The following is a 16,998-nucleotide window of genomic DNA, read 5'->3' on the forward strand; positions in this document are numbered from 1 at the left end:
GCACCCGAAGGAGCGACCGTGCCCCTCCAAATCGAAACCGACGAACACAAGGCACTCCGCGCAGCGGTAGCCGCCCTCGGCGCGAAGTACGGCCGCGACTACATCACCCGGACCGTAGCCGAGGGCCGCCACCCCACCGAGCTCTGGAACGAGGCCGGAAAACTCGGCTACCTCGGCGTCAACCTCCCGGAGGAGTACGGCGGCGGAGGCGGCGGCATCGCCGAACTCTCCATCGTCCTGGAAGAACTCGGCACCGCGGGCTCCCCGCTCCTCATGCTGGTGGTCTCACCCGCGATCTGCGGCACCGTGATCGCCCGCTTCGGCACCGAGGAACAGAAGCGGGCCTGGCTCCCCGGCCTCTCCGACGGCACCCGCCTCATGGCCTTCGGCATCACCGAACCCGACGCGGGCTCCAACTCCCACCGCATCACCACCACCGCCCGCCGCGACCCGGACACCGGCGACTGGCTGCTCACCGGCCGCAAGGTGTTCATCTCCGGCGTCGACATGGCCGACGCCGTCCTGATCGTCGGCCGTACCGAAGACGCCCGCACCGGCAGCCTCAAGCCCTGCCTGTTCATCGTCCCGACGGACGCCGAGGGCTTCCGGAAACGCCCCATCGACATGGAACTGAGCGCCGCCGAGAAGCAGTTCGAGCTGACCCTCGACGACGTACGGCTGCCCGCCGACGCACTCGTCGGCGACGAGGACGCCGGCCTGCTGCAGCTGTTCGCCGGCCTCAACCCCGAGCGGATCATGACGGCCGCGTTCGCCATCGGCATGGGCCGCTACGCGCTCGCCAAGGCGATCGAGTACGCGCGCGAACGCACCGTCTGGAAGGCCCCCATCGGCGCCCACCAGGCCATCGCGCACCCTCTCGCCCAGGCGCACATCGACCTCGAACTCGCCCGCCTGATGATGCAGAAGGCCGCCCACCTGTACGACGCCGGCGACGACATCGGCGCGGGCGAGGCGGCCAACATGGCCAAGTACGCGGCAGGGGAGGCCTGCGTGAAGGCGGTCGACCAGGCCGTGCACACCCTCGGCGGCAACGGACTCACCCGGGAATTCGGGCTCGCCTCGTTGATAACGGCCGCGCGCGTGGCTCGTATTGCTCCGGTGAGCAGGGAGATGATTCTCAACTACGTCTCCCACCAGACCCTCGGCCTGCCCAAGTCGTACTGAGATCCCCCTCAGGCCGCACCGAGGCCCAAGGCCGGCTTGGAGGAACCGTGTTCCGCAGCGAGTACGCAGACGTTCCGCCCGTAGAACTCCCCATCCACGAGGCCGTGCTGGGCCGGGCCGCCGAGTTCGGCGACGCGCCCGCCCTGATCGACGGCACCGACGGCACCACCCTCACCTACGCACAACTGGACCGGTTCCACCGGCGGATCGCGGCCGCCCTCGCCGACGCGGGCGTGCGCAAGGGCGACGTCCTCGCCCTGCACAGCCCGAACACGGTCGCCTTCCCGACGGCGTTCTACGCGGCCACGCGCGCGGGCGCCGCCGTCACCACCGTGCACCCGCTCGCCACGCCCGAGGAGTTCGCCAAACAGCTGGGGGACTCCGCCGCCCGCTGGATCGTCACCGTCTCACCGCTGCTGGAGACCGCCCGCCGGGCCGCCGAACTCGCCGGCGGCATAGCGGAGATATTCGTCTGCGACAGCGCACCCGGACACCGGTCCCTGCTCGACATGCTGACCGGCGAAGCCCCCGAGCCCGAGGTCGACATCGACCCCGTCGAGGACGTCGCCGCACTGCCGTACTCCTCCGGCACCACCGGCGTCCCCAAAGGCGTGATGCTCACCCACCGGCAGATCGCCACCAACCTCGCCCAGCTCGAACCCGCCGTCCCGGCCGGCCCCGGCGACCGCATCCTCGCCGTCCTCCCCCTCTTTCACATCTACGGCCTCACCGCGCTCATGAACGCGCCGCTGCGCAACGGCGCCACCGTCGTCGTCCTGCCCCGCTTCGACCTGCAGACCTTCCTCGCGGCGATCCAGAACCACCGCATCACCGGCCTGTACGTCGCCCCGCCGATCGTCCTCGCCCTCGCCAAGCACCCCACCGTCGCCGACTACGACCTGTCCTCCCTGAAGTACGTCATGAGCGCCGCCGCCCCCCTGGACGCCCGCCTCGCCGCCGCCTGCTCGCAGCGCCTCGGTCTGCCGCCGGTCGCGCAGGCCTACGGCATGACGGAACTCTCGCCCGGCACCCACGTCGTCCCGCTCGACGCCCTGCACCAGGCACCGCCCGGCACCGTCGGCAAGCTCATCGCAGGCACCGAGATGCGGATCGTCTCCCTCGACGACCCGCACAAGGACATCGGCACCGGCGGACCCGGCGAGATCCTCATCCGCGGCCCCCAGGTCATGAAGGGCTACCTCGGCCGCCCCGACGCCACCGCCGACATGATCGACACCGACGGCTGGCTGCACACCGGGGACGTCGGCCACGTCGACGCGGACGGCTGGCTGTACGTCGTCGACCGGGTCAAGGAACTCATCAAGTACAAGGGCTTCCAGGTGGCCCCCGCCGAACTGGAGGCCCTCCTGCTCACCCACCCGGGCATCGCCGACGCCGCCGTCGTCGGCGCGTACAACGAGGACGGCAACGAGATCCCGCACGCCTTCGTCGTCCGCCAGCCCACCGCCGACGGCCTCACCGAGAACGAGACCATGCTGTACGTCGCCGAACGCGTCGCGCCCTACAAGCGCGTCCGCAAGGTCACCTTCATCACCGGCGTGCCCCGTGCGGCCTCCGGGAAGATACTCCGCCGCGAACTGCGCACCCTGGCGAAGACCGCGGAACCCGAGGAGGGCCCATGACGTCGATCGGACAGACCCGCGCGCGTGCCGTCGCCACCCTCAGCCTCGACGCCACCGCCACCCGCAACGCCCTGTCCGCCGCCCTCGTCGCCGAGCTCGCCGAGGCCCTCGCCGACTGCGCCGAGGACCCCGACGTGCGCGCCGTCGTCCTCACCCACACCGGCAGCACCTTCTGCGCCGGCGCCGACCTGCGCGACCCGCCCCACCCCGACGCCCTGGTCGGCCTCCTCCGCCGGATCGTCGAACTGCCCAAGCCGGTCGTCGCCCGCGTCACCGGCCACGTCCGCGCGGGCGGCCTCGGCCTCCTCGCCGCCTGCGACATCGCCGCCGCGTCCACCGAGGCCACCTTCGCCTTCACCGAGGTGCGGATCGGCGTGGCCCCCGCGGTGATCTCCCTCCCCCTCCTCCCGCGCACCGACCCCCGCACCCTCGCCCGCTACTACCTCACCGGCGAACGCTTCGGCCCGCCCGAGGCCGTGCGCCTGGGCCTCCTCACCACCACCGCCGAAGACGTCGACACCGCCCTCGAACCCATCCTCGACGGCCTCCGCCGCTCCGCCCCCCAGGCCCTGACCGAGACGAAACAGCTGCTCACGGCTAGGGTGCTGGAGACATTCGACCGGGACGCGGCCACCCTCACCGCACTCTCGGCCCGGCTGTTCTCCTCCGACCAGGCCCGCGAGGGGATGACAGCCTTCCTCGAACGACGGGACGCGGCGTGGGTGGTGTGAACACGGCGGAACGGGCGCCGAAGCAGGACCGCAGCAGAGCCACCCGGCAGCGCCTCCTGGAGGCCGCCGTGGCCTGCCTCGCCGAGCGCGGCTGGACGGGCTCCACGGTCACCGTCGTCGCCGAACGCGCCGGCGTCTCCCGGGGCGCCGCCCAGCACCACTTCCCCACCCGCGAGGACCTCTTCACGGCGGCCGTCGAATACGTCGCCGAGGAACGCTCCACGGCCCTGCGCGCCCTGTTCCCGCAGGGCGCCGCCGACGACGACCGCAGAGCCGTCGTCGCCGCCCTCGTCGACCTCTACACCGGCCCCCTCTTCCGAGCCGCCCTCCACCTCTGGGTGGCCGCCTCCAACGAGGACCAGCTCCGCCCCCAGGTCACCGAACTGGAGGCCCGGGTAGGCCGCGAGACCCACCGCATCGCCGTGGACCTCCTGGGCGCCGACGAGACCCGCCCAGGCGCGAGGGAGACGGTCCAGGGGCTGTTGGACATGGCGCGGGGCCTGGGCCTGGCCAACCTCCTCACGGACGACCGGGCGCGGCGGGAACGGGTGGTGACCCAGTGGGCGGCACTGCTGGACGAGGCCCTGTGAAAATCAGGGCGCGCAGCGCCTGATTTTCAGGGGCGCGGGGAACTGCGCGAGCAACCACACACAACCCGCACCCGCCCACACGCCGCCGCACCCCCTCTAGTGGGCGATATCCACAAACCCCTCGATGTCCTGAGGCTTCCGCACCCCCGGCCCCACATACTCCGCGGACGGCCGCACCAACCGCCCCGTCCGCTTCTGTTCGAGAATGTGCGCCGACCACCCCGCGGTGCGCGCACACGTGAACATCGACGTGAACATGTGCGCCGGCACCTCCGCGAAGTCCAGCATGATCGCGGCCCAGAACTCCACATTGGTGGCCAGCACACGATCCGGCCGACGGTTGTGGAGCTCCTCCAGCGCCGCCTTCTCCAACGCCTCCGCGATCTCGAACCGCGGCGCCCCCAGCTCCCGCGCCGTCCGCCGCAGCACCCGCGCCCGCGGATCCTCCGCCCGGTACACCCGGTGCCCGAACCCCATCAGCCGCTCACCCCGGTCCAGCGCCCGCCTGACGTACCCCACCGCGTCCCCGGTCCGCTCGATCTCCTCGATCATCCCGAGCACCCGCGACGGCGCACCCCCGTGCAGCGGCCCCGACATGGCCCCCACCGCGCCCGACAGCGCGGCGGCGACATCCGCACCGGTCGACGCGATGACCCGAGCGGTGAAGGTGGACGCGTTCATGCCGTGCTCGGCGGCCGAGGTCCAGTAGGCGTCCACGGCGGCCACATGCCTGGGATCCGGCTCACCCCGCCACCGGATCATGAACCTCTCCACCACCGAGTGCGCCTTGTCGATCTCGCGCTGCGGCACCATCGCCAGCCCCTGCCCGCGCGCGGACTGGGCGACGTACGACAGCGCCATGACCGCGGCCCGCGCCAGATCCTCCCGGGCCTGGGCCGCGTCGATGTCGAGGAGCGGCTTCAACCCCCACACCGGCGCCAGCATCGCGAGCGCCGACTGCACATCCACCCGGATGTCACCCGAATGGACGGGGATCGGGAACGGCTCGGCCGGCGGCAGCCCCGGGTTGAAGGCCCCGTCGACGAGCAGTCCCCACACGTTCCCGAACGAGACGTGCCCGACCAGATCCTCGATGTCGACGCCCCGGTACCGCAGGGCGCCGCCCTCCTTGTCCGGTTCGGCGATCTCCGTCTCGAACGCGACGACTCCTTCGAGCCCGGGTACGAAGTCGGACATGGGGCGGCTCCTCGTGGGTGTGGGCGGAGGCAACTGCACCATAACCCCGAGTGCCAAAGATGGGGAGCCCAGCGGCACTCAGTGCCACTCTCCGATGCCGCACAGAGCGATACGGCAAGATGACCGCGTGACCGACCGCGACGCCGCCGCCTCCGACGAACCCGTCCTCGACCCCGCCGCGATGCGCGAGCACTACCGGGCCGAGGGCTTCGACGAGCACGACCTGGCCGCACACCCCATGGACCAGTTCACCCGCTGGTTCGAGGAGGCGGCGCGGGCGGCCGCCGACGGCATGATCTACGAACCCAACGCGATGGTCGTCTCCACCGCCGACGCCGAGGGCCGCCCCAGCTCACGCACGGTCCTCATGAAGCAGTACGACACCCAGGGCTTCGTCTTCTACACCAACTACGACTCCCGCAAGGCCCAGGACCTCGCCGTGAACCCCTATGTCTCGGTGCTCTTCCCCTGGCATCCCATCGGCCGCCAGGTCGTCGTCACCGGCACCGCCCGCCGTACCGGCCGCGACGAGACCGCCGCCTACTTCCGCACCCGCCCGCACGGCTCCCAGCTGGGCGCCTGGGCCAGCACCCAGTCCACGGTCATCTACTCCCGCGCCGAACTCGACGCCTCCTACGCGGAGCTCAGCGCCCGCTACCCCGAGGGCGAACAGGTCCCGGTCCCTCCGCACTGGGGCGGCTTCCGTATCGCCCCCCAGGCCGTCGAGTTCTGGCAGGGCCGCCAGAACCGCCTGCACGACCGCCTCCGCTACGTGGCCGACCCCGCCGGCACCTGGCACGTGGAACGCCTCAGCCCCTGAGCCGTACCGGGGCCCGCAGACGCAGACGACCCGCGAGCTCGGGTCCCTCCGTCTGACGACGAAGAAGCCGGCCGGACGTACCGGCGAGCTCGCGGGTCGGGTGACTGCCTGGGATTGGGCCGGCTGCACGTGTCTGTCACGTGCCGGTCCGGCACCGCACTCGGTGTGGTGACGGGCCGCTAGCCCGCAGCCACCTCACGCGTCCGGTTGTCATACATCTGCCGAACCACCTCCCTTCTCGTGTACCTCACACCCTACGAAGCCGACCGGAAGCGCTCAAGGGATTTATTCGGAGGTGACGTGCCACGACGCCACCCCCTAGCGTCCAGGCCATGACAGAGCGACGCGTGAGCGGGTTCCGGGTCCGGCTCGTGGACGGGGACGAGGCGTTGGAGGAGTGGCGGTATGTGCACAACGTCGTCGTGCCGCCTGCTGCGATGTCGGCGGCCGAGGCGGGGGAGCGGCTGGCGCGGGGGTACCGGCTGGAGAACGCGTACGACGGGGATGTGCTCGTGGGGTGCTCGACCGTGCGGCCCGTGGTGGACGGGGTGGGGACGGTGATCGTGCGGGTGCTGCCGGAGTTCCGGCGGCGGGGGTTCGGCACGGCCCTGTACGAGCACGTGATCGCGGGGGTGCGGGGGGCCGAGGCCGTCGAGACGTGTGTGCTCGGGGTCAACGAGGACGGGGTGCGGTTCGCCCGGCGGTGGGGGTTCGTCGAGGTGGAGCGGTATGTGCTCGACGGGGAGAGCGACGAGTGGGTGGATCTGCGGTGCGCGCTGTGAGCGGGAGGCTGGTGGCGGGTTGCAACGATTCCTTCAATCTTGCGGGAACACAGTGTGGGCTGCGTCACGTTCGAGTTGAATGAAGGGCAGCGAGTGAACCGACGCGCCGTGCGTGCGGACGCAGCCTGATGGGGGTCCAGGTGAGTGCTTCCCGGCGTAGTGGGGCCACCGACGAACTGGGGCCCGACGAGCCCGAGCCGGAATCGGAGCGGGAGGCTCCGGAGGACTCGGGCGGTTCCGACCTGCTCGCGGCACTGCTCGACGGCATGGACGCGGCTCTGTGCGCGTTCGACGCGGACGGCTTCGTCACCCACTGGAACCGTGAGGCCGAGCGGATCCTGGGATGGACGGCGGCCGAGGCGGTGGGCCGGCACGGGTTCGCCGGCTGGGCGGTGCGCGAGGCGGACGCCGACGAGGTGGAGGGGCGGCTGCTGTCGGCCATGCATGCCCCGGGGCGGCAGGTGCACGAGTTCGCGCTGCTGACGAAGGACGGCGGGCGGGTCCTCGTACGGACGCAGTCGGCGGCCGTGCGCGGGCCGGACGGGAAGCCGGCGGGTGTGTACTGCGCGTTCAGCGAGGTGCACGCGCAGATCGATCTGGAGCGGTCCATCGCGCTCAGCGAGGCCTTGTTCGAGGACGCGGCCTGGGGTGTCGTCCTGGTGGACGCGGATCTGCGGCCCGCGGTCGTGAACGCGTACGCCGCGCGGGCGCTCGGCAGCGGGCGTACGTCGGCGCTCGGGCGGCCGCTGGGGGAGCTGCTCGCGCTGGGTGTGGAGGACCTGGAGAGCGCGCTCACGCATGTGCTGGCCGAGGGGGCGCCGCCCGCGCCGGCGGAGATGTGGGTGAGCGTACGGTCGCCGGAGGGCGAGGAGCGGCGCTGCTGGCGGTCCGGGTTCCTGCGGCTTGCGTCGCCGCTCGCGGAGGAGCCGGTGCCGCTCGGGGTCGGCTGGCTGTTCCAGGACGTCACGGAGGCCAAGCACGCGGAGCAGGAGGCGGCGATGCTGCGCTTCCGGGCCAATCAGCTGCATCGTGCGGCGCGGGCGGCCGTCGAGTGCGAGGACCCGGCGGAGGCGGCCACCGTCCATCTGGACTTCGCGCTGGCCGGGTTCGCCGACCATGCGGTGATCGACCGGGTGGTGGGCGGTTCCCGGGCCGACGGGGAGGTGGGGCCGGTCCGGCTGGTGCGGATCGCGGCCACGCCGTCCGGGGCGCCGGGGCCGAGCATGCTGACGGGCGCGGCGGGGCTGCCGGTGCGTTACGAGGAGGGGCATCCGGCGTTGCAGTGCGTGGTGCGGGCCGGGAGTGTGCGGGCGGACGCCGGTTCGGTGCCGCTGGACCGGGCGCGGGCCTGGGCGCTGGACCGGCAGTGGCCCGGTGACGTGGTGCACGCGTTGTGCGCGGTGCTGCGCAGCCGGGGGCGGACGCTGGGCGTCGTGACGTTCCTGCGCGGGTCGGGCCGTAACCGCTTCGAGCGCGCGGACGCGACGTACGCCGAGGACGTGGCCGTACGCATCGCGACCGCGCTGGACCTCGCGCACCTCGTGAAGGACCGGCAGCAGGAGCGGTCGTAGCGGCTCAGTGCTGGTAGAAGATCCGGTCGCGGTACTCCTCGAACACGCGGGCGTTCCATTCGTGGCCGCCGTCGACGTTGCCGGAGCGCAGCAGCGGGGGTTCGGTGCCGTGGTCGGCGAGGGCGGCCGCGGTGGTGGCCAGGACCGCCTGGAGCAGGGCGCTGGTGACGACCGTGGAGGCGGGTGCGAAGGGCGCCGGGATGGTGTCGAGGGTGAGCTCGGCGTCCCCGACGGCGATCTTCGAGTCGAGGACGACGTCGCAGTGGTCCTTGAGGTACGTGCCGGAGACGTGCCGGGAGGTGGTCTCGGTGGCGTACGCCACCGATGTCACGCCGATGACCTTGACGCCGCGTCGGCGGGCCTCGACGGCCATCTCGACGGGCAGGGCGTTGCGGCCGGACAGGGAGATGATCACGAGGGCGTCGCCGGCGCGCAGGGGTGAGGTGTCGAGGACGGCGGTGGCGAGTCCGTCGACCCGTTCGAGGCGGGAGCCGAGGGTGGCGGGCATCACGTCGACGCCGACGAGGCCGGGGGCGGCGAGGAGGTTCATGAGGGCGAGGCCGCCGGCGCGGTAGACGACGTCCTGTGCGGCGAGGGAGGAGTGCCCGGCGCCGAAGGCGAACAGCCGGCCGCCGGCGGTGACGGTGTCGGCGAGGAGGGTGCCGGCGGCGGCGATGGCCTCGGCCTCCTCGTCGCGGACCCGTTGCAGGAGGCCGACGGCGGCGTCGAAGAACAGGTCGGCGGGCGTACCGTCGCTCATGCGGGCCCCTTCGCGGCGTCAGCGTCAGCGTGCGTGTCGCGGATCACCCTCAGGTCTGGACCAGCGTGGTGTCAATACGGCCGATGGTTCGTGCGGGTGGGTGGGGCCGGGGGGTGGGGACGCTTACCGGCGCTTGCGGGGTGCCGCCGCGCCCACCCTCCCCCCATCGCTCTGCGGCACGCCTGCCCGCGGTTGAGTGGCTGGGGAGAGCTGTGGCGTCGTCCGCGGCTGTAGCGCCCCTCAGGGGCGCGGGGAACTGCGCGGCCGGCCCCCACCGGCCCGTGGGCGGAGGCCGGTCCGCACCCCCGTTTTTCCGGTGTCCCCCGGTTGTCGGTGGGATCCGGCAGAATTGGTGGCAGGGCCAGCGCAAGCGGCCGGGCTTCCGGCAGAGGTAATCGAGGGGCACGTATGTCCGGACTGATCGACACCACGGAGATGTATCTCCGCACCATCCTCGAGCTCGAAGAGGAAGGCGTTGTCCCCATGCGCGCCCGCATCGCGGAGCGGCTCGACCAGAGCGGGCCGACGGTGAGCCAGACGGTGGCGCGGATGGAGCGGGACGGTCTGGTGTCCGTCGCCACCGACCGCCACCTGGAGCTGACCGACGAGGGCCGTCGGCTGGCGACGCGCGTGATGCGCAAGCACCGGCTCGCCGAGTGCCTGCTGGTCGACGTGATCGGCCTGGAGTGGGAGCAGGTGCACGCCGAGGCGTGCCGCTGGGAGCACGTGATGAGCGAGGCCGTGGAGCGGCGGGTGCTGGAGCTGCTGCGGCATCCGACCGAGTCGCCGTACGGCAACCCGATCCCGGGCCTGGAGGAGCTGGGCGAGAAGGACGGCGCGGACCCGTTCCTCGACGACAGCATGGTGTCGCTGGCCGACCTGGACCCGGGCGCGGACGGGAAGACCGTGGTCGTGCGCCGGATCGGCGAGCCCATCCAGACCGACGCGCAGCTGATGTACACGCTGCGGCGGGCGGGTGTGCAGCCCGGTTCGGTGGTGAGCGTGACGGAGTCGGCCGGCGGGGTGCTGGTGGGCAGCGGCGGCGAGGCGGCCGAGCTGGAGGCGGACGTCGCCTCCCACGTGTTCGTCGCCAAGCGCTGAGCGCCGAGAACCTGAGCATCGTTCAACTTCCGTTACCGGTGAGGAAGTTGAGGTCTTCCCTCGACGTCTTTCCCGCCTGTGTCGAACGCGCCGAATCCAAGATTCAGTGCGCCGAATCGCAGCGCCGGAACGTTTCGCGTGCCAGGCTGTCGCGAGAGGCATATGACCTGAGGGGGGCGGGGAGGATGTGCCGGAGGCATGGACATGGACGCGAACACGGGGTTGGCCCCGGCACCTTTCGGTACCGGGGCCTGTCCTCCCCAGTGCTGACCCGGAGCCCCGAGCTCCCAGGGTCATCCCCGCGGACCGTTTTCCCCGAGCGGCCCGCCCCCCGCAGAACAAATCCCCCCGGCGGCGCCGATCATGCCTGGGGAGGGGTCACTCGAATGAGGGGTGTTGTCCGCGGGAAGCCGATTTTCGAATAGGAGTTCGATAGTTTCGATACTCTGCATCGGTACCGAAGCACCACGAAGCGATACGAGGCGACACTAGGCACGCGGAGCTAGGGGGGTGCCAGGCCCATGGCACGGCGCATCGACGTGACAGGAGCCGGCGGCGTACACCTCGCCGCCTGGGAGTTCGCGGACCCGCCCAAGACGGAGGAGCGGGACCACTCGTCGCCCGGCGTGCTGTTACTGCACGGTCTGATGGGCCGCGCCTCGCACTGGGCGTCCACCGCCCGCTGGCTCGCCGGCCGGCACCGTGCCGTCGCCCTCGACCAGCGCGGCCACGGCCAGAGCGACAAGCCTCCGCAGGCCGCCTACACCCGTGAGGCGTACGTCGAGGACGCCGCGGCCGCCGTGGAGCAGCTGGGTCTCGCGCCGGCCGTGCTGATCGGCCACGCCATGGGCGCGCTGACCGCCTGGCAGCTCGCCGCGAAGCGCCCCGAGCTGGTGCGGGGCCTGATCATCTGCGACATGCGGGCCTCCGCGCTCGGTGCGGCCTCGCAGCGCGAGTGGGCCGACTGGTTCAAGTCCTGGCCCGTTCCCTTCGCCACGCTCGCCGACGTACGCAAGTGGTTCGGCGAGGACGACCCCTGGGTGGAGCGGCCGAACCCCGCGCGCGGGGAGTTCTACGCCGAGGTGATGCACGAGTGCGCCGACGGCTGGCAGCCGGTGTTCGACCCCGACCGGATGCTGAAGTCCCGGGAGACCTGGGTGTACGACGCGCACTGGGAGGAGCTGGCCCAGGTGCCGTGCCCCACGCTGGTCGTGCGCGGGGTGGACGGGGAGCTGGGGCGGGCGGAGGCGCAGGAGATGGTCCGGGTGCTGCCGAAGGGGGAGTACGCCGAGGTGGCCGACGCGGGGCATCTGCTGCCGTATGACCGGCCGGAGGCCTGGCGGGCGGCGGTGGAGCCGTTCCTTGATCGGGTGGGGGAGTGAGGGACACGAGCGGAGGGGCGGCGCTGTCGTTTCGCGGCTGCGGGCGCGTGGGGGTTGCTCGCGCAGTTCCCCGCGCCCCTTACGGGGCGCAGTTCCCCGCGTGTCTTACGGAGTGCTGTTCCTCGGGCCTCTGACGGGGCGCTGTGGCTAGCCTCTGCTGACGGCCAGGAGGATTTCCGGTAGGTGGGCCGCTGTGCGGGGGGCCGCCAGGCGTAGGCCTGACCAGGTGATCGCCGTCCCGTAGGCCGCGCCCACCGGCAGCAGCAGCCAGGTCCAGGCCTCGCCGCCCGCGCTGACGTTCAGCGCGATCGTCAGGGCGATGACCGGGGCGCACAGCAGGGCCGCCGCGACCATGCCGCCGAAGATCGCGATCCAGGCCAGGCCGGCCTGGCCCGGGGCGACGTTGCGGTGGCCCTCCTGGGGGATGGAGTACGGGAAGCGGGCCGAGGTCCAGGCGCCGGTCGCCAGCATCGCGCCGAGCAGGGCGAAGGAGACGCCGAGCACCTCGGGCAGCCGGGGCCAGTCGCCCAGCACGGCCGTGGTCACCACGGTCACCAGGGTGGCGTACGGCAGGGTGATCACCAGCAGGGCCAGCGCCCGCCCGCGCAGTTCGACGTAGGCGTCCCGCGCGGACGAAATGGTCGTCGCGACCATCCAGAACGCCGAGGTGTCCTGCCCGAACTGGTTGTACATCTGGATGCCGAGCATCCCGGCCGCGAAGCACGCGAAGTAGATCGACCCGGTGCCCTGCACGGCGTTGAAGACGGGCACGATCAGCCCGATGGCCAGCGAGGTCACCCACGCGGCCTTCGTCTTGGGGTCCCGCCAGACGTAGCGCAGGCTGCGCGCCATGACCGTACCGGTGCGCCCGCCGGGCAGCCGGCGCCCCAGCCGACCGCCGCCCGTGGCCGCACGGCCCCGGCCCGCCGAGTCGGGTGCCTGGAGCGTGGAACCGTCGGGGGCGGTCATCAGCCGGGTCAGCGTCCGCGCCCAGGCACCGATGAGCACCGCCAACGCGGCCAGCGACACGACGAGTTGGAGGCCCGCGGTGCCGTACGACCCCTCGCTCGCCGAGTGCACCGCGCCGATCGCCGACGCGGGCGGCAGCCAGCGCACCACGTCCGCCACCGGCGCGAGCCTGCCGAGCCCGGCCGAACCGAGGCTCTGGGCGCCGAAGTTGACGAGCTGCACCCCGACGGCGATGACCAGGCCGCTCAGCACCGCCAGATCACGTCCCTTGCGGCTGCTGAGCAGCCGTACGTTCGCGGCAGCCACGGCGCGCGCGAGGGCCACGCAGACCAGCAGCGCGAGGGCCACCGCGACGACCGCGACCGCGTAGCCGGCCGCCCCGTGCGCCACCGACACCGCACAGCCCACCAGCAGGATCAGACTCACCAGGGGGCCGATGCCGACCAGCGAGGCGGCGAGCAGGGCCCGTGCCAGCGGCCGGGGCCGCAGCGGGAGCATCACCAGCCGGGTCGGGTCCAGGGTCTCGTCGCCGCCCGGGAAGAACAGCGGCATCACCGCCCACCCCAGCGCCAGCACGGCCGCCCCCAGCACCGCCACCGCGTCCGCGTGCGGATGCCCGCGCAGCAGCACCAGGCCCAGCAGTTGCAGCCCCGCGAACAGCAGCGCGACGACCGCCGACGCCACGAACGCGGCTCGCCGGCCGCCGGACTGCCGCAGCCCGTTGCGCAGCAGCGACAGCTTCAGCCGTACGACGGTGCCGGTCACGTCCGTCATCGGGCCGCCCCGCCGCCCAGCCAGTCCAGCTCGGAGACCGCGTCCCGGCCGCTCGCCCCGACCAGCTCCAGGAACGCGGTCTGGAGGGTGGGATGCGTCCCGCGCACCTCCGCCAGCGTCCCCGTCGCGCGGATCCGCCCGGCCGCCAGCACCGCGACCCAGTCGCACAGCGACTCGACGAGCTCCATCACGTGGGAGGAGAAGACGACGGTCGCGCCGGAGGCGGTGTACCGCTCCAACACGCCCCGGATGGTCTGCGCGGACACCGGGTCGACGCCCTCGAACGGCTCGTCCAGGAAGAGGACTTCCGGGTTGTGGAGGAGAGCGGCGGCGAGCCCGGTCTTCTTGCGCATGCCGGTCGAGTAGTCGACGACGAGTCTGTGCTGGGCTCCGGCGAGGTCGAGCACGTCCAGGAGCTGGGTGGCCCGCTTGTCGACCTCGGCGCCGGGGAGGCCGCGCAGCCGGCCGGAGTAGCCGAGCAGTTCGCGGCCGGTGAGCCGCTCGAAGAGACGGAGGCCTTCGGGGAGGACGCCGATGCGGGACTTCACGGCCACCGGATCCCGCCAGACGTCGTGGCCGACGACCTCGACGGAGCCCGCGTCCGGACGCAGCAGCCCGGTCACCATGGAGAGGGTGGTGGTCTTGCCGGCCCCGTTGGGCCCGACCAGTCCGACGAACTTCCCGGCGGGCAGCGACAGGTCGATCCCGCCGACGGCGACCTGCTGCCCGAACCGCTTCCAGAGCCCACGAACACGCACGGCATCGGTCATGCCAGCACCCTACGTGGGCGCCGGGGGCCGGGGACGCTTACCGGCGCTGGCCGGGTGCCGCCGCGCCCACCCTCCCCCACTCTCGGCTTCGCTCGAGCGGGGGGACCCCCATCGCCCTGCGGCACGCCCGCCCGCAGCTGGGGAGCTGTGAAATGGGCGGCTGGACAGCGCCCCGTCAGGGGCGCGGGGAACTGCGCGACCAGCCACGACGGACCCGCGGTCGCCGACGGATCAGGCACCCGGCAGACGAGGCGGCGCCTACCGGTCCCGCCCGCACGCGTACGCCAACGGCGAGATGAGCTCCTCCGCGTCCGGCAGCCACCGGTTCGCCGCGGTCGGCCGGCAGGCCCACTGCACCGCCCCCCGCGACCCGTACCGCGTCGGCGGCGCCGGCACGTACGCGCCCTCCCCGAGCGCCGTGAGGTCCAGCGACGCCGGTGCCCAGCCCAGCCTCCGCACCAGGTCAGGTGCCTTCACCGACGCACCCGGCAGCACGAAGAACTGCATCCGGCGGTCGGGGGTCAGGGTCACCGGCCCCAGCGCCAGCTCCATCCGCTCCATGCGCGCCAGCGCGAGAAACCCCGCCGTCTCCGGGACGGACAGCGCGTCGAAGGTCCGCCCCGTCGGCAGCAGGATCGACGCCGTCGGCTGCTTCTGCCACATCCGGCGCGCCACCGTCGCACTACCGGTGGCCTGCGACGCCCAGTCCGGGCGCGCCGCGTGCGCGCCGGGCGCGCCGCACGCGACCTCCCCGCAGGAACAGCGTTGCACCCCCTCGACCGCTTCCAGCCAGGTGCCCGGGAAGACGTCCCAGTGGCGCTCCTCGGCGTAGCGTACGGCGGTCTCCAGCAGCGATTCCCCACGCTGCTTCGGAATCTGAGCGGCTTCGGTCCCCACGATCGTCTCTTCCACGCTCAACACAACTCCCGCACCCACCTGGAGTTACGGGCGTAACGCGCGCGGGGGAGGAGCATCCTTTCCGTAACTGGGGCGCATGGGTGCATGCGTGGGGGCGCGCAGGAGGAACCGGGGCGTGAGCGGGTAGTCACACGTGGGGGGTTGGCGGCGGTCGTACCCGTGATTCCGCTGCTTTTACCCGGCAATCCTCGCATGTCCCGCATTTTCGGTATGTCCGCTGGGCAGTGATCGTCACGGCCGGATCTTTTCCCTACAGGGAGTTCGCAGGGGGTACGCCATGGCCGCAAGGCCGCTTGTCGCGCGGCAGCCGAACGAACGGTTGCAGGCGCTCATCCAGGAGGCGGGGTGCTCGAACGCCGGGCTGGCCCGCCGGGTCAACATGTGCGGCGCGGAGCACGGTCTCGACCTCCGGTACGACAAGACGTCCGTGGCGCGCTGGCTGCGCGGCCAGCAGCCGCGGGGCCGGGCGCCCGCGATCATCGCCGAGGCGCTGGGCCGCAAGCTGGGCCGTACGGTCACGATCGACGAGATCGGCATGGCCAACGGCAAGAACCTCGCGTCGGGCGTCGGGCTCCAGTTCTCGCCGACGGTGCTGGGGGCCATCGAGCAGGTCTGCGAGCTGTGGCGCAGTGACGTGGGGCGCCGGGACTTCCTGTCCGGGTCCTCGGTCGCCGCGTCCGCGCTGGTGGAGCCCAGCCGGGACTGGCTGATCTCGGCGCCGGACGCGCAGGTGGCACGGCAGGCGGGGCCGCGGGTCGGGCAGTCGGACGTGGCCGCCGTGAAGGCGATGACGCAGGCCCTCACCGACCTCGACCACCAGTTCGGCAGCGGCCATGTGCGCCCGGTCGTCGTGCACTACCTCAACAGCGTCGTCTCGGGGCTGCTGGCCGGCTCCTACCGGGAGTCCGTGGGACGGGAGTTGTTCGCGGCCGTCGCCCGACTCACCGAACTCGCCGGTTACATGGCCGTCGACACCGGTCAGCCCGGTCTCGCCCAGCGCTACTACATCCAGTCGCTGCGCCTCGCGCAGGCGGCCGGTGACCGTGGCTACGGCGGCTATGTGCTCGCCTCCTCCATGAGCCACCTCGCCGCGCAGCTCGGAAACCCGCGCGAGATCGCCCAGTTGGCGCGGGCGGCGCAGGAGGGGGCGCGGGGCCGCGTGACCCCGCGCGCGGAGGCGATGTTCTTCGCGGCCGAGGCCCGTGGCCATGCCCTGCTGGGCGATGTCCGGTCGGCGCAGCTGGCGTCGGGCCGGGCGGTGTCGGCGATGGAGGCGGCCGATCCGGCGTCCGGGGACGACCCGGCGTGGATCAGGCACTTCGACGAGGCCTATCTGGCCGACGAGTTGGCGCACTGCCACCGCGACCTGGGCCAGGCCGACGCGGCGGCGCGGTGCGCGCAGCAGTCGCTGGACGGGCACCCGGAGACCCGGGCCCGGCGCCGGGCGATCGGCTATGTGCTCCTCGCCACAGCCCAGGTGCAGCAGCGCGAGATCGAACAGGCCTGCGCCACCGGGACGAGGGCGGTGGAACTGCTGGAGACGGTCCGCTCCAACCGGGGCGCCGAGTACCTGGAGGACTTCCAGCAGCGGCTGGAGCCGTTCCGGGACGAACCGGTGGTCAGGGAGTTCGGAGCGCGCCTGGATCTCCAGGCCGCCGCGTGAATTCCTGCCCCGCGGCTGCGTGAACGTGTGGGAAACCACACCTTGCCGAGCAGGAAGCGGCAAGTACAGCGCACCGCGGGGCGGTTCTGTTACTGCCGTCACAAGGAACAAGATCGCGCCCTTGGCCGCATGGCACCTGGCT

General features: G+C 72.4%; 15 protein-coding genes. 10 read left to right on the forward strand and 5 right to left on the reverse strand.

What is annotated here, in order from left to right; translation table 11 throughout:
• The first annotated feature begins 18 nt into the window (after positions 1–18).
• From IEZ11_RS20715 to IEZ11_RS20730, 4 genes are read left to right on the forward strand one after another with little or no spacing between them, the layout of a single operon-like run.
• Positions 19–1,185: an acyl-CoA dehydrogenase family protein gene (locus IEZ11_RS20715; RefSeq protein WP_189264303.1), complete on the forward strand. Its 1,167-nt coding sequence runs from the start codon at positions 19–21 to the stop codon at positions 1,183–1,185.
• 47 nt (positions 1,186–1,232) lie between these two features.
• A complete protein-coding gene (locus IEZ11_RS20720) occupies positions 1,233–2,828 on the forward strand; it encodes a 4-coumarate--CoA ligase family protein (protein WP_189264304.1) in 1,596 nt (531 codons plus the stop codon).
• Positions 2,825–3,559: an enoyl-CoA hydratase family protein gene (locus IEZ11_RS20725; RefSeq protein WP_189264305.1), complete on the forward strand. Its 735-nt coding sequence runs from the start codon at positions 2,825–2,827 to the stop codon at positions 3,557–3,559. The genes IEZ11_RS20720 and IEZ11_RS20725 overlap by 4 nt, the downstream gene beginning before the upstream one ends.
• Entirely contained in the window at positions 3,547–4,149 is a 603-nt protein-coding gene (locus IEZ11_RS20730; RefSeq protein ID WP_189264306.1) for a TetR/AcrR family transcriptional regulator, read from the forward strand. The genes IEZ11_RS20725 and IEZ11_RS20730 overlap by 13 nt, the downstream gene beginning before the upstream one ends.
• 96 nt (positions 4,150–4,245) lie before the next feature.
• Here IEZ11_RS20730 and IEZ11_RS20735 read toward each other — a convergent pair whose 3' ends face one another.
• Positions 4,246–5,346: a citrate synthase 2 gene (locus IEZ11_RS20735; RefSeq protein WP_189264307.1), complete on the reverse strand. Its 1,101-nt coding sequence runs from the start codon at positions 5,344–5,346 to the stop codon at positions 4,246–4,248.
• 127 nt (positions 5,347–5,473) lie between these two features.
• On the opposite strand from IEZ11_RS20735, the gene pdxH reads away from it, so the two are divergent.
• The 3 genes from pdxH (at position 5,474) to IEZ11_RS20750 (ending at position 8,519) form a co-directional block, all read left to right on the forward strand.
• Complete coding sequence (gene pdxH, locus IEZ11_RS20740) at positions 5,474–6,166, forward strand: pyridoxamine 5'-phosphate oxidase (protein ID WP_229713234.1); 693 nt, start codon at positions 5,474–5,476, stop codon at positions 6,164–6,166.
• A 332-nt stretch (positions 6,167–6,498) separates the two neighbouring features.
• Positions 6,499–6,948: a GNAT family N-acetyltransferase gene (locus IEZ11_RS20745; RefSeq protein WP_189264309.1), complete on the forward strand. Its 450-nt coding sequence runs from the start codon at positions 6,499–6,501 to the stop codon at positions 6,946–6,948.
• Between the two features lie 140 nt (positions 6,949–7,088).
• On the forward strand, positions 7,089–8,519 hold the full coding sequence (locus tag IEZ11_RS20750; RefSeq protein WP_189264310.1) for a PAS domain-containing protein: 1,431 nt from the start codon (positions 7,089–7,091) through the stop codon (positions 8,517–8,519).
• A 4-nt stretch (positions 8,520–8,523) separates the two neighbouring features.
• Here the strand turns inward: IEZ11_RS20750 and IEZ11_RS20755 are convergent, their stop codons facing one another.
• Complete coding sequence (locus tag IEZ11_RS20755; RefSeq protein WP_189264311.1) at positions 8,524–9,279, reverse strand: SIS domain-containing protein; 756 nt, start codon at positions 9,277–9,279, stop codon at positions 8,524–8,526.
• A gap of 408 nt (positions 9,280–9,687) precedes the next feature.
• Between IEZ11_RS20755 and IEZ11_RS20760 the strand changes: the two genes are divergently transcribed.
• Together IEZ11_RS20760 and IEZ11_RS20765 are read left to right on the forward strand one after the other, a co-directional pair.
• Positions 9,688–10,380, forward strand: a complete 693-nt coding sequence (locus IEZ11_RS20760) for an iron-dependent transcriptional repressor DtxR (protein ID WP_189264312.1) — start codon at positions 9,688–9,690, stop codon at positions 10,378–10,380.
• Positions 10,381–10,901: 521 nt separating this feature from the next.
• Positions 10,902–11,762 (forward strand): alpha/beta fold hydrolase, encoded by an 861-nt coding sequence (locus tag IEZ11_RS20765; protein WP_189264313.1) that lies wholly within the window; start codon positions 10,902–10,904, stop codon positions 11,760–11,762.
• Positions 11,763–11,909: 147 nt separating this feature from the next.
• Here IEZ11_RS20765 and IEZ11_RS20770 read toward each other — a convergent pair whose 3' ends face one another.
• From IEZ11_RS20770 to IEZ11_RS20780, 3 genes are all read right to left on the reverse strand, one after another.
• Positions 11,910–13,505, reverse strand: coding sequence for a transporter (locus IEZ11_RS20770; RefSeq protein WP_189264314.1), 1,596 nt, complete (start codon positions 13,503–13,505; stop codon positions 11,910–11,912).
• Positions 13,502–14,275, reverse strand: coding sequence for an ABC transporter ATP-binding protein (locus tag IEZ11_RS20775; protein ID WP_189264315.1), 774 nt, complete (start codon positions 14,273–14,275; stop codon positions 13,502–13,504). Before IEZ11_RS20775 ends, IEZ11_RS20770 begins: the two co-directional genes overlap by 4 nt.
• Before the next feature lie 258 nt (positions 14,276–14,533).
• Complete coding sequence (locus tag IEZ11_RS20780) at positions 14,534–15,196, reverse strand: bifunctional DNA primase/polymerase (RefSeq protein WP_189264316.1); 663 nt, start codon at positions 15,194–15,196, stop codon at positions 14,534–14,536.
• 274 nt (positions 15,197–15,470) lie between these two features.
• On the opposite strand from IEZ11_RS20780, the gene IEZ11_RS20785 reads away from it, so the two are divergent.
• Positions 15,471–16,856, forward strand: a complete 1,386-nt coding sequence (locus IEZ11_RS20785; protein ID WP_189264317.1) for an NsdA family TPR-like regulatory protein — start codon at positions 15,471–15,473, stop codon at positions 16,854–16,856.
• Positions 16,857–16,998 lie beyond the last annotated feature (142 nt).

The organism is Streptomyces fuscichromogenes (assembly GCF_014645815.1).
Taxonomy (GTDB): Bacteria; Actinomycetota; Actinomycetes; order Streptomycetales; family Streptomycetaceae; genus Streptomyces; species Streptomyces fuscichromogenes.

Bases quoted from the DNA above. Each gene is read 5' to 3' on its own strand.
- IEZ11_RS20725 (WP_189264305.1), top strand. From the start codon at position 2,825: ATGACGTCGATCGGACAGACCCGCGCGCGTGCCGTCGCCACCCTCAGC.
- IEZ11_RS20735 (WP_189264307.1), bottom strand. From the start codon at position 5,346: ATGTCCGACTTCGTACCCGGGCTCGAAGGAGTCGTCGCGTTCGAGACG.
- IEZ11_RS20745 (WP_189264309.1), top strand. From the start codon at position 6,499: ATGACAGAGCGACGCGTGAGCGGGTTCCGGGTCCGGCTCGTGGACGGG.
- IEZ11_RS20755 (WP_189264311.1), bottom strand. From the start codon at position 9,279: ATGAGCGACGGTACGCCCGCCGACCTGTTCTTCGACGCCGCCGTCGGC.
- IEZ11_RS20760 (WP_189264312.1), top strand. From the start codon at position 9,688: ATGTCCGGACTGATCGACACCACGGAGATGTATCTCCGCACCATCCTC.
- IEZ11_RS20765 (WP_189264313.1), top strand. From the start codon at position 10,902: ATGGCACGGCGCATCGACGTGACAGGAGCCGGCGGCGTACACCTCGCC.
- IEZ11_RS20770 (WP_189264314.1), bottom strand. From the start codon at position 13,505: ATGACGGACGTGACCGGCACCGTCGTACGGCTGAAGCTGTCGCTGCTG.
- IEZ11_RS20775 (WP_189264315.1), bottom strand. From the start codon at position 14,275: ATGACCGATGCCGTGCGTGTTCGTGGGCTCTGGAAGCGGTTCGGGCAG.
- IEZ11_RS20785 (WP_189264317.1), top strand. From the start codon at position 15,471: ATGGCCGCAAGGCCGCTTGTCGCGCGGCAGCCGAACGAACGGTTGCAG.